The sequence below is a fragment of the Paraglaciecola polaris LMG 21857 genome, from assembly GCF_000315055.1.
Taxonomy (GTDB): Bacteria; Pseudomonadota; Gammaproteobacteria; order Enterobacterales; family Alteromonadaceae; genus Paraglaciecola; species Paraglaciecola polaris.
In genome coordinates this window covers 1-12,407 of record NZ_BAER01000024.1, presented here as the reverse complement: position 1 = coordinate 12,407, position 12,407 = coordinate 1, and the positions used below count along the sequence as shown (strand labels likewise).

The 12,407-nt window shown below is 44.8% G+C and carries 8 protein-coding genes and 1 pseudogene; 6 read left to right on the top strand and 3 right to left on the bottom strand.

Annotation, left to right across the window (positions count from 1 at the left end):
* The first annotated feature begins 145 nt into the window (after positions 1 to 145).
* Genes GPLA_RS04580 through aldA form a run of 4 tightly spaced genes read left to right on the top strand, consistent with a single transcriptional unit; the run spans position 146 to position 4,587 of the window.
* Complete coding sequence (locus GPLA_RS04580) at positions 146 to 1,282, top strand: mandelate racemase/muconate lactonizing enzyme family protein (protein ID WP_007103668.1); 1,137 nt, start codon at positions 146 to 148, stop codon at positions 1,280 to 1,282.
* Positions 1,283 to 1,291: 9 nt separating this feature from the next.
* Positions 1,292 to 2,314 carry a zinc-dependent alcohol dehydrogenase gene (locus tag GPLA_RS04575; RefSeq protein ID WP_007103667.1) on the top strand — a complete coding sequence of 341 codons (1,023 nt, stop codon included), beginning with the start codon at positions 1,292 to 1,294 and terminating at the stop codon, positions 2,312 to 2,314.
* Between the two features lie 39 nt (positions 2,315 to 2,353).
* Positions 2,354 to 3,118 carry a 2,5-didehydro-3-deoxy-L-galactonate 5-reductase gene (locus tag GPLA_RS04570; protein ID WP_007103666.1) on the top strand — a complete coding sequence of 255 codons (765 nt, stop codon included), beginning with the start codon at positions 2,354 to 2,356 and terminating at the stop codon, positions 3,116 to 3,118.
* Between the two features lie 5 nt (positions 3,119 to 3,123).
* The gene (gene aldA / locus GPLA_RS04565) at positions 3,124 to 4,587 is read left to right on the top strand and encodes an aldehyde dehydrogenase (RefSeq protein ID WP_007103665.1); all 1,464 of its coding nucleotides are present in this window, start codon (positions 3,124 to 3,126) and stop codon (positions 4,585 to 4,587) included.
* 187 nt (positions 4,588 to 4,774) lie between these two features.
* Here the strand turns inward: aldA and GPLA_RS24245 are convergent, their stop codons facing one another.
* The 3 genes and pseudogenes from GPLA_RS24245 to GPLA_RS24185 all read right to left on the bottom strand — a co-directional run bounded on the left by GPLA_RS24245 (position 4,775) and on the right by GPLA_RS24185 (position 9,988).
* Positions 4,775 to 5,302 carry a prepilin-type N-terminal cleavage/methylation domain-containing protein gene (locus GPLA_RS24245; protein WP_040513915.1) on the bottom strand — a complete coding sequence of 176 codons (528 nt, stop codon included), beginning with the start codon at positions 5,300 to 5,302 and terminating at the stop codon, positions 4,775 to 4,777.
* 397 nt (positions 5,303 to 5,699) lie between these two features.
* Positions 5,700 to 7,001, bottom strand: a complete 1,302-nt coding sequence (locus GPLA_RS04550; protein ID WP_007103662.1) for a cystathionine gamma-synthase family protein — start codon at positions 6,999 to 7,001, stop codon at positions 5,700 to 5,702.
* Between the two features lie 600 nt (positions 7,002 to 7,601).
* A pseudogene (locus tag GPLA_RS24185) lies at positions 7,602 to 9,988 on the bottom strand (beta-galactosidase).
* A gap of 344 nt (positions 9,989 to 10,332) precedes the next feature.
* Here GPLA_RS24185 and GPLA_RS04540 point away from each other — a divergent pair.
* The gene (locus GPLA_RS04540) at positions 10,333 to 11,922 is read left to right on the top strand and encodes a sugar porter family MFS transporter (RefSeq protein ID WP_007103660.1); all 1,590 of its coding nucleotides are present in this window, start codon (positions 10,333 to 10,335) and stop codon (positions 11,920 to 11,922) included.
* A gap of 37 nt (positions 11,923 to 11,959) precedes the next feature.
* The coding region (locus GPLA_RS04535; RefSeq protein WP_264370809.1) for a PfkB family carbohydrate kinase at positions 11,960 to 12,407 on the top strand (448 nt) is incomplete at its 3' end.

Sequence of the window (12,407 nt, the reverse complement as noted above, 5' to 3'; positions counted from 1 at the left end):
TGCCATATAATAAACGAAAAAATCTACTTGTGATAAATATTTTTAGTTAACAATGTTCATATATATAACATCAATATTTAGGTTTGCAATTAATTGTTAACAATGTACAATTAATTCACGATCAATTTACCTAGTCAGGATTATCATGAGTGTCATCACCAAATTAGACACACCTGCCATGAACCGTTCACAAATAACGTCAATTAACGTTGAATTATTTAACGTGCCTCTGGATGAAGTGTTGAACGATGCGAAACACGGCGATCATACTCATTTTGAGCTGATCTTATGCACCATTACCTGCGCCGACGGCACCCAAGGTGTGGGATATACCTACACAGGTGGTAAAGGTGGCCGCGCTATTTATTCGTTATTAAATGACGAGTTAACACCTTTTCTACTTGGTAAAGATGCAAGCTGTATCACCCATTTATGGGAAGAAATGCAATATCACCTGCACTATATCGGCCGCGGTGGCTTAGTGAGTTTTGCGATTTCTGCGGTAGATATCGCCCTGTGGGACATACATTGTAAAGTGCTCAAACAACCCTTGTGGAAGGTAGCCGGTGGTTGCAGTGACCGAGTTAATTGCTATGCAGGTGGCATTGACCTTAACTTTTCAACTGAAAAGTTGCTTAGCAATATTCAAGGCTACTTAGATAACGGTTTTCAAGCGGTTAAAATTAAAGTAGGCAAAGAAGATTACCGTGAAGACGTCGCCAGAGTCGCGGCGGTCCGTAACCTTATTGGCCCAGATGCTACCTTTATGGTGGACGCCAACTATTCACTGACGGTAAATAAGGCTATCAAGTTCGCCCAAGCCATTGAGCAATACGATATCACTTGGTTTGAAGAGCCCACTATTCCAGATGACTATGCTGGATTTGCCCACATAGCTGACAAGATCAACATTCCATTAGCCATGGGCGAAAACCTGCACACTGTATACGAGTTTAACCAAGCAATTGCGCAGGCTAAACTTGGTTTTTTACAACCCGATGCATCAAACATTGGTGGCATAACCGGTTGGTTAGCCGTTGCCACTATGGCTTATGCAAACAATTTACCTGTTTGCAGTCACGGTATGCATGAATTGCACGTATCCCTAATGGCCTCTCAGCCTAATGCAGGCTACTTAGAAGTGCATTCATTCCCTATAGATAGATACACCACCCACCCTCTGAAACTTGAAAACGGTAAAGCCGTCGCTCCTAGCACCCCCGGAGTGGGCGTCGAATTTAAGTCAGAGTTACTTACTCCCTATTTAGTTAAACATTCCTAGGAGGCGCGCATGTACGCAGCTCAATATATTGGTAATAAATCATTTAAAGTCGTCGAAGGGCATGCAATTGCTCCACAGGAAGGTGAAGTTCGACTAAATGTTGGTTATGTGGGAATTTGTGGTACCGATATGCACATTTACCATGGCGTGATGGATAAACGTGTTTCAATTCCACAAACCATAGGCCATGAAATTTCCGGTGTAGTAGCCGAAATAGGCAAAGGCGTTAACGGCTTTGCCGTAGGAGAAAAAGTGGTTGTACGTCCACTTGATTGGTGTGGTGATTGCCCAACGTGCGATGCTGGCCTGACCCATATTTGTCAAAACCTTAAATTTATGGGCATTGATACCCCTGGGGCGTTCCAGTCTAGTTGGACAGTGAAAGCCCGCACGTTGCACAAATTGCCGGCTAAAGTTGATTTAAAACAAGGCGCATTAATTGAGCCCTTGTCGGTTGCTTGCCATGATGTACGTCGTTCACGTTTACAAGCCGGTGAAAAAGCCGTCATTTTAGGGGGAGGCCCCATTGGTCAATTAGTCGCAGCCGTTGCTAAAAGCGTTGGTGCTGAAGTGTTAGTGTCTGAACCAAATGAAAGTCGCCGAGCTTTTGCCGATGAACTCGGGGTGAAATCAGTCAACCCAATGGATACCGATTTAGCCGCCTATGTAGATGATTGGACCGGGACAAAAGGGGCTGACGTGGTATTTGAAGTATCAGGCGTATTGCCCGCCATTGAAGCCATGACACAAATTGCTGGTCGTCGCGGCCGCATTGTCATGGTAGCAATTCACTCAACACAACCGCCGATTGATCTATTCCAATTTTTCTGGAAAGAGCTTGAGCTATTAGGTGCCCGGGTTTACGAAGCGGCAGATTTTGACTGGGCTATCGAGTTAATCGCTAGCGGCCAAATTGATCTTACTCCCTTTATTAGTTCTGTTAGTCCACTAGCAGACATAGGTAATGCATTTGCCAGTATGGATGGAAACCCACAAGGTATGAAAGCGCTAGTTGAGTGTAATGCCCAGTAGTTACCGTTAGCCACGATTGATTATGAGGAAAGAATTGATATGTTAGAAAAGTTTAGTTTAGAAGGCAAATTAGCTTTAGTTACCGGCTGTAAACGTGGAATAGGTAAAGGCATTGCATTAGGTTTAGCCGAAGCAGGCGCCGATATTATTGGTGTCTCCGCAAGCTTAGAATCACAAGGCTCGGACGTAGAAAAAGAAGTAACGGCATTAGGTCGTAACTTTACCGGCTACCAGTGCGACTTTTCTGACCGCGACGCTTTGTATGCTTTTATTCAAGCGGTAAAAGCTGATTTTCCGAAAATTGACATTCTGGTGAACAATGCTGGCACAATATTACGTGCGCCAGCCGCAGAGCATGGCGATGATCTATGGGACAAGGTCATTGACGTTAACTTGAATTCACAATTTATTCTAAGCCGAGAGATTGGCAAGGAAATGGTAGCCCGCGGTGCCGGTAAAGTCATTTTCACGGCATCGCTACTGACGTTCCAAGGTGGCATAACCGTACCTGGTTACGCAGCAAGTAAAGGCGCTATTGGTCAACTGGTCATGGCACTGTCCAACGAATGGGCTGGCAAAGGTGTAAATGTGAATGCCATAGCACCAGGTTATATTGATACCGACAATACGGAAGCATTGCGTAACGACGCCGAGCGTTCTGCTGCTATATTGGGACGCATTCCACAAGGTCGTTGGGGTACACCAGAAGATTTCAAAGGTCCAGCGGTGTTCCTAGCGTCTGAAGCAGCAAGTTACGTAAATGGCGCGATTTTATTGGTCGATGGCGGCTGGATGGGGAGATAATCTCAATGAGTATTCAAGATTTTAATTTTAACAACAATGTTAACTTCATTGGCGGACAGTATGTTGCCTCAAAAGCCCAGGGTGTTATTGAAGTGCTTAGTCCATCCACTGGCAAAGTCATTGGTGAAATTCCACAGGGCTGTGAGCAAGACGCTCAGCACGCTCTAGAAGTCGCCAATAAGGCGCAAAAATCCTGGGCAAAATTAACCGCTCGTACTCGTCAGACTATTTTGCGGACCTTTGCCAATAAGATCCGTGACAACAAGCATATTTTGGCACCTATGTTAGTCGCCGAACAAGGCAAGCTGCTTTCTGTGGCTGAAATGGAAGTGGATGTCACTGCGACCTTTATAGACTATGCCTGTGACAATGCCTTAACGATCGAAGGCGATATTCTGCCCTCAGATAACCTAGACGAAAAAATCTATATCCATAAAGTACCCAGAGGCGTTGTAGTGGGTATTACCGCGTGGAATTTCCCCTTAGCCCTGGCGGGTCGTAAAATTGGCCCGGCTTTGATTACCGGCAATACTATGGTACTCAAACCCACCCAAGAAACACCACTGGCCACCACAGAACTTGGCCGTTTGGCCAACGAAGCAGGTATTCCACCAGGCGTACTAAATGTGATTAATGGTAGTGGTTCAGTGGTAGGTCAAGCACTGTGCGAAAACCCCATCACTAAAATGATTACCATGACCGGCTCGACGGTTGCGGGTAAGCAAATCTATAAAACCAGCGCGGAATATATGACCCCAGTCATGCTCGAATTGGGTGGCAAGGCCCCTATGGTCGTTATGGATGATGCGGATCTGGATAAAGCAGCCGAAGACGCCCTTTGGGGACGTTTTGCAAACTGTGGTCAAGTCTGCACCTGTGTTGAGCGTTTATATGTGCATGAAGGAATTTACGACCAGTTTATGGAAAAATTCTTGCCTTTGGTTAAAAGCTTAAAAGTAGGTGATCCAATGGCGGCCGACACGCAGATGGGCCCTAAGTGCAATCAACGCGAAATCAACAATATTGATCACATAGTACAAGAGAGTCTCAAGCAAGGCGCAACCCTTGCCACCGGCGGCAAAACTGCAACCGTAGAAGGATTTGAAGGCGGATGTTGGTACGAACCCACAGTGTTAGTGGATGTGAGTCAAGACAATATCGTGGTACATGAAGAAACCTTTGGCCCTATTCTACCAGTGATAAAAGTCAGTAGCATGCAACAAGCCATTGAATTCTGTAATGACAGTATCTACGGGTTAAGTGCTTACGTTCACACACAAAGCTTTGCCAACATCAATCAAGCCATTAGTGATTTGGAAGTGGGTGAAGTGTATATCAATCGCGGTATGGGTGAGCAGCATCAGGGTTTCCATAATGGTTGGAAACAGAGCGGATTTGGTGGTGAAGATGGCAAGTTTGGCCTCGAGCAATATCTCGAAAAGAAAACTGTTTACATCAACGAAGGCTAAGCATAAAAATAATATAACAAGAGCAAAACATTGCTGTCCGTGTCCTACACAATAAAAGGGTAAACCTAGGTTTACCCTTTTTATATTCTATTAGCGCTTCTCCTGCCCGAAGGAATTGCTTATTTCACTAAACTCACGACTTGAGTGCCCTTACTACGCTTGCTTCTGGGACATAAATACGATGGTGTTAACAACCTGAGGTGAAGTATTCAATAGAAGGTGATGAACCAACACTGTCAGCTGTGTTGTATACTAAATAGCAGTTTGAAGCGACAATAGGCACTTGATTAACGTATGCTCCGGACGTGTGCGTAAATGATGCCAAGGTCAGATAAAATACGCTTTCTGTATAGTTAGTAGACCATATCCAATCCGTCGCAAAAGAATCACTCATGGCTTTTGAAATACCATTGCGGCGAGAGCCACTTGGGTATCCGTATTTTGTTTCAATATCCGATGTGCCATCACCGTCCAAATCAACGTTGCCAACCACAAAATTACTCTGTCCTTGAATGGCTGACTTGGCATACACCAAAGTTCCAGATGACTTAATTGCGCCGCCCATCGCTTCTAAGACTGCAATATGAGCGTCACTGTTCAAATTGAGAAATCGTGGCGCCGCAGTCACCGCTAATACTCCAAGAATAACAATGACAATAATTAATTCAATTAAGGTAAATCCACTTTGCGCACCTCGCTTAGAAGGCTTGTCCATAATCATTCTTCTAAATCCCACAATCCATATTATTACGTATAGGCTTTAGATGAACCCGATACTGTGCAATCGTTATAATTGTAAATTATATCGGGATCATAATTGCAATGGGACCCACGGAAATATACATAGGTATATGAATTAATTACAAAATGAATATGAAAAATGCAGTAAAAATCAATGCTGTACGATGTTTTCGAGATTGTTGTTTATACAAGGGCGCAGTCAAAGACCCGGCATGATGCGCAGGCCCTATCTGCAAAATAAGTATCATCACAGGGCTGACGGTTTTATAAGCAAATCCATAACCCCGTGCTGAATTATGACTCCAGTCATGTTCAAACCGGACGGTAAAGCCCCTATCGCCATTAGCAGCCTGCATTGCGGGCTGCTAAGCCTATTTTTTCTGCTTGAAAGTCACCTCGAAAGCATTATCGAGATCGGCGATAAGATCATCAGGGTGCTCAAGACCGATTGATAGGCGGATAAGGCCGTCAGTAATACCGAATTTATCGCGTAACTCCGTAGACACCCCCGAATGTGTGGTGCTGCCTGGGTGGCAGATAAGACTTTCACTGCCACCCAGACTGACGGCAGATTTAAAAATAGACAGATTGTTGATCAAGCGAAAGGCGCTTGATTTTGACACGTCCAGCACAAATGAGAAGGTCGAACTCGGCCCTGAGCATTGGCGCTTATACACAGCTTGGTAGGCTATATCTTGGATAAATTCAGGATGGAGGATTTTTGCTGCAATGTAGCCATTATCCGCGATCCATTGTGCCACTTTACGGCCGCTGTCGGCGGCGCGTTCCATGCGGATGCTCAAGGTTTCCAGTGAGCGGGAAATCATCCAGCTCGTATGCGGGTCAAGATTCAAGCCGAGCGCGCCACGAGTTGCGCGAACGGGGCGCAACATTTCACGGCTACCGCAAACGGCGCCAGCAACGAGATCGCTGTGACCACCAACGTATTTAGTCAGCGAATACATAGCCATATCAATGCCTTGGGGCACGACTTGTTGGAAAACCGGCCCCATAAGCGTGTTGTCGCAAACACTGATTGGCCGGTGGCCTGTCTCAGTTTCGATAATATCTAACACCCGGTTGAGTGCTTCGAAATCGACAAGGGAGTTTGTTGGGTTGGCCGGTGATTCAATAAACACCATGGCGACGCGGCCTTTTTTACCAGCAGCTCGTAGTGAGGTAAGCATCCCCGACTCGTCCAGACCGTCGTGGAATTCGCCAGTTTCGATGTTGAATTCGGGAAGAAATTTACGGATCAAGGTTTCTGTGCCGCCATAAAGAGGTGCACTTTGCACAATCACATCACCAGGGCGCAGATAAGCCAGCAGTATAGCACTGATAGCCCCCATGCCGCTGGAGCAAACGATTGAACATTCAGCGCCTTCGAACAGAGATAGGCGGTCTTCAACAATTTCTACGTTGGGATGGTTAAAGCGACTGTAGATCAGGCCACCCACACTGCCTTGTGGTGCGGGCTTACGCCCAGCCATAATGTGGAAGAATTCTTCGCCCTCTTCCGGTGTCTGGTAGGCAAATGTCGACGTTAGAAAAACCGGCGGTTTAACCGAACCTTCAGACAATTGTGGGTCATAACCATAGGACATCATCATGGTTTCAGGCTTAAGTACGTGATCACCGATTTTGCTTTTTTTGTAGTTTCTATCGTTCGCCATAATCTGTTATTCCTGTTGTAGATATCGTCTTAAACGTTGCTGTTCGTTATGCCTGCATTGTCTAAGCTGCACGCTAAAATCACCTTTGCTCGCTAGGCCAACGCGCTACAAAACCTAGTGGCAGCGCCATATAAATGAGCAATGAAAAATCAAATTTGCAAAATAATATCATACTCTTTAACCCACTCGATGCGCTTTAAACACAGACGACAATGGGGCGTTGGCAGTCAATACCTGAGCGGGTACTCAATTTTACTATTTGTTATTCTGCCACTGAAATTCGCAGAATCATTTAAATGTCTTAGCAATGTGCAGCTTAATGGATGGTATGCAGTCGATTTTATGATTGAAAAACGATAATGAAAAGATCGTTAAGCGCGCAGTACAAATGCGCTTAGATGTGCGTTATAACGCCGTACCGCTTAGGGGAAACAACATGTTTGGCTGCGCTATCAACCAAATATGTTAACAGACTTATTCAAGGTTAATTTACGCTTGCGCTATTCAACGAATCGATAAACACGGAAATCAGGGGGTTGATGATTATCGATATAGGAGCTGCAGCGCTAAGAAAATAGCGCTGCATACAATAAAGAATCGCTACTGGGCGTTAAAACGGCGTTGGTACATATTTTGATGTAACGCTTTTGCGGCCTTAACCATGGGGGCATAAGGTGTGTCAGTTACATTCACGAACCCTACATTGTAGTTTTCACCGTCATAAGCACGTCCGGTAATTGGCGAGTCCATATACTGGAACCAATGCGCTCCGATGAAATATGGGCTATCAATAATAGTATGCATATAGTCTTGATACATATCAGCCCGGTCTTGTTGGGTGGCCGCGTGTACCAAACCCGGATGAAATAACCCGCTATCAGTGGCGCCAATGTGGAATTCGCCTACAATAGATGGCATATCAAAATCCGCTAAGAATTCCCAACCTTTGGGGTGTAATCCTTCTTTGTAGATGTTATAGCTCATTACATCGACATATTTTGTCGCGGCTTTTGCCACTTCCATGGGCATGCCCCAATCAGCGAAACGTGAACCTAGATAGAGATGATCCGGTAAGTAGGTTTGCAATGCGTTATCAACCGTTGCGTAATATTTATCAGCATAGGCGTATAACATATCACTGTAATCCTCTAGCTGTTTGTCAGCAGATTTGGGATCCGGCGATAATGTTGAATCCATGCCTTTATCAAAGACATTCCAAGAAGCAATATCTTTACCCCACGCAGAATTCAAAGCCTCTATGCTGTGATACTTATTTTTCATCATCTTGGTAAAAGCGGCTTTAGTGGGTACCTCATGCCCATCACGTTTAAGGGTGTTGAATACAATGCCGTACCGCGACTGAGGCGTTTCGCTACGTCCGAAACTTTTTTCGTTATCAATAAAAATACCGACGCACCAAGGGGTATTTTTGACTTCTTGTGCGATCACGCTAACGGTCTGCAATGCACGCTCTTTAAATTTAGGATCGAATACATCTGGCATGTTGCCCCAAAAATCGTCGCCGCTGGAAACGGTTTTAAAGTCGCCGATGATCCAGCCATTAGCAAAAAATGGTACTTGTTGATTATCGTAAAACGCCGGATCGGTCCAATTTCCGAGTGAAGTGAATCCCCAGTTGCGCATACGCTGCAAGGTAACGTCATGCCACTTCTGCATATAATCAGGAGCAAGCTCACTGTATTTACGATCCAAATTAGCCGAATAAAAACTGTAGGTTTCACCTTGTTTTAGCGGGCCTGAATGCACTCCGGTGCGATATCCATAATGTTTTCCCAAAGGTTCGTCATATTCGGGCAACCAAGTAAACAAGTCTTTTCTCAGCTTGGATGCCACAAAGCGTAACGGCACGGCACTGTCATCAACACGGTTAAGACCTTGTGAATCAGCGGGAGTGACATCCGCATTGTCCGCTTTCGCCAACGCGGATGCAGGGTAATCATAGCCTGTCATAGTAGATGAGTTTGCTAACCGAATAATATCGAGTCCGGTGGCAAAATACAGGTATCCATCTGGGTCAACCAAGCTCCATTTCCCCTTATATTTAGCCGTTCTAAAATGCCCGGTTCCTTCAAGTTTAGGGCCGTTCAGCCAACCGCCCCATTTAGAACGCGCCGCGTTCCATTTTCCATCTAGCTCAGCGAGCTCCTGATCGCGCACCTTATGTAATTCATCTAACGAGTGCACTTTACCGACAAATTCGCGTTTGGCATTTTGACCAAATTTATCCACTACCCCAGTAAGATACTGGGTATCCATAGGCGGGTTTTTGCGCAAACGAATGTTATTAATGGTGACCTTTTTATCAAATAAATTGTTCTGTATGCTAAGGGATATTTTACTTATACCGCTGAGCTAAGGTTTTTTTTGCCCCACAATGAAATGAACTGCATATCGTCAGATGACCAGGTATCTGGATTCGAGCGCAGACCAGACGTAAAGTTAAATTCGTTCTTTGAGTCACTAATAGATTTAGCCAGATCATGCCCCGCCATTTTGGCGTAATAGGTTTTTTGTCCGCCCACAGGTACGCTTACCGATCGGGTGTAGGTATCGCCATTTGTATCAGAAATATTCAGGAACAATTGCACTGAGTGCTCACCAGGATTACTGATATCAAACGCGATATTAAAATCATTTAATTTGCTCCAATCCCATGGCACCCTAGGCACAAAATCCACAGCACTATTAATATTGCTCTTACCATGAAAAGTGACCGTTAAGCCTGCATTTGATGCGTTGTTTACGGTACCGCTTGCATTGGTGCACTTAACGTCTTGTAGCGCGTCAGCTTGTGATGCATCAAATATCGTTTCCAGTCCTAGGGCTTGCTCGTCGCTTTGGGTATTAATATGCTTATCATTAGGAGAAACAACTGCCACATCGGTATTATCATCCGACCCACTAGCGCTACAGCCAGATAATGCAGCCATGACGGCGCAGAACAACACAGTTTTTTTGACATTCATAATTTTTCCTCGTAAGAATATTAACAAAATTAACATTTTTGCATTATACATGGCAGATTGTTAATGTAAAATTGTTAACAATTTTATTATCATATAATAATGTGAAAGTTATACGATTATCCGTTGTTTAATTGATGAGCGCCAATTTGGATAAGTACCCGTATTACCCAGTACCACAAGAAAATGCGTTGCATACAAAGGTTTATGCAATAAAAACTAGGCTGTTCAAGATAACGGTCATTTCTCACCTGATAATTAATTGTTAACAATTATCAATAATTGGGTTAGTATTAAGATAATGTAAAATAAGTAGTGTGCACTACTCGACGTAAATGGGAACATCAATGAATAATCAAGTAAGGCATGTTTTTTTCTGTGCGATTGTAGTGGCATTTGGCGGTTTCATTTTCGGCTTAGATGCAGCACTGATCTCAGGCACTGTAAGATTTATATCCGAAGAGTTTTCCTTATCCGACTTACAAATTGGTGCTGTGGTCAGTGCTCCTGGTTTTGGGGTTCTGTTTGCCCTGCTTATCACAGGCATGATTTGCGATAAATACGGTCGGCGCTTAGCCTTACTGATTATTGCTTTTTTGTATATTTTGTCTGCTGTGGCCTCTGTTTTAGCGGTGTCCTTTGAGATGTTAGTGACGGCGCGCTTCGTCGGCGGCTTAGCTTTTACCTCGTTGTCAGTTGCAGCCATGTATATAGGCGAAATCGCCCCGCCCAAGCTACGGGGGAAATTGGTTGCCATGATACAAATTAACATCGTTGTTGGCCTATCGACGGCTTACTTCGCTAACTACCTTATCTTACAAGCCTCACAACTGGATGCCGATTGGGTTATTGCTATGGGGTTAAACACCCATACGTGGCGCTGGATGCTCGCTATCGAGATCATACCGGCTATTATCTGGTTAATTTTATTATTTTTCATTCCTAAGAGCCCCCGCTGGTTGGTGATGAATAACCATATTCAACAAGCAAACCTAGTGTTGCAGCGTTTCTTATCCCCTGCAGAAGCACAACGTGAATTAGCGCAAATTCAGCACAGCGTTGAGCTGGGTGATAAACATGCCTTGTCCACGATGGAAGCATTAAAAGCCATGTTTGGCAGCAAAATGCGCAAGGCCGCGCTTATTGGCCTAACCATGGGTGTGGTGCAACAAATTACCGGTATTAACGCCATCATGTTTTATGCTCCCACTGTATTTGAGCAAGTCGGTCTTGGCACCAACGCCGCATTCTTTCAAGCTCTGATCGTCGGATTAGTCAGTGTAGTCTTTACCATTGGGGCGGTTCTGCTTGTGGACCGTCTGGGTCGTAGGCCATTGGTTATTTATGGTCTTGCAGCCGGCACCATCAGCTTATTTATGTGCCACTACGCGTTTAGCCAGGCCACCTATATGCTATCGCCAGAACAAATAAGCGCATTCACGCGGGAACATAACACCTTGGGCATGGCGAATATGGTGAGCACGGCCTTCTCATCAGATATCGAATTTAAAAATATGCTGCAATCCGTGATTGGTCTTGAAGAGTTTAGAAGGCATGAGGGTCAGTTGATGCAAATGGCCACTAATGTGAACGCGAATATGATTTTAATCGGGGTGATGGGCTATATAGCAGCGTTTCACTTCTCAATTGGTCCCGTGATGTGGGTGTTATTTTCAGAGATATTCCCGATTGCCATTCGGGGTACGGCCATTCCGATGTTTGCTTTACTGGCGAGTATCGTTAGCTATCTGGTTCAGCAGTTCTTCCCATGGCAGTTGAGTCATATGGGAGCCAGTGACATATTCCTTTTCTATGCCATTAGCGGGGCGATTGGTTTCGTGATCTTGTGCAAAATCATGCCAGAAACCAAAAACAAAACCATTGAAGAAATTGAACTGGATTTATATAGCCCACAAACCAAAGCGAGCGTTGCTTAATATGCCAAATCCTTCGTTGTTAGCGATAGGCGAATGCATGCTTGAGCTTAGTCTGAACGAGCATGCTGGCTTGAGTCACTCCTTCGCGGGTGATACCTACAATTCACTGGTCTATGCCAAACGATGGGAGGACAGCCTAGATTGCTACTTTCTCACCGGCGTAGGCCAAGACGCATTTAGCACTCTGATGACAGAGCATTGGTTACAACAAGGTATTAATAGCCAGTTGGCCCTTACCTCAACCGATAACAATGTGGGTATCTACGCGATCCAAAACGATCCCAGCGGCGAGCGTCACTTTGATTACTGGCGTAAAGATTCTGCCGCCACACAACTTATGCAGCTTATAGAAAAAAATGATTGCCAAGCCAATTGGCCGCATTTCGATCTCGTTTACTTTAGTGGTATTACGCTGGCCATATTGCCGGAGGCAGATAAAAGCGGTTTTATCAAAATGATAACCCGTCTTAAAGCTAACGGCAGCA

Bases quoted from the DNA above. Each gene is read 5' to 3' on its own strand.
- GPLA_RS04580 (WP_007103668.1), top strand. From the start codon at position 146: ATGAGTGTCATCACCAAATTAGACACACCTGCCATGAACCGTTCACAA.
- GPLA_RS04540 (WP_007103660.1), top strand. From the start codon at position 10,333: ATGAATAATCAAGTAAGGCATGTTTTTTTCTGTGCGATTGTAGTGGCA.
- GPLA_RS04550 (WP_007103662.1), bottom strand. From the start codon at position 7,001: ATGGCGAACGATAGAAACTACAAAAAAAGCAAAATCGGTGATCACGTA.
- GPLA_RS04570 (WP_007103666.1), top strand. From the start codon at position 2,354: ATGTTAGAAAAGTTTAGTTTAGAAGGCAAATTAGCTTTAGTTACCGGC.
- GPLA_RS24245 (WP_040513915.1), bottom strand. From the start codon at position 5,302: ATGGACAAGCCTTCTAAGCGAGGTGCGCAAAGTGGATTTACCTTAATT.
- GPLA_RS04575 (WP_007103667.1), top strand. From the start codon at position 1,292: ATGTACGCAGCTCAATATATTGGTAATAAATCATTTAAAGTCGTCGAA.
- aldA (WP_007103665.1), top strand. From the start codon at position 3,124: ATGAGTATTCAAGATTTTAATTTTAACAACAATGTTAACTTCATTGGC.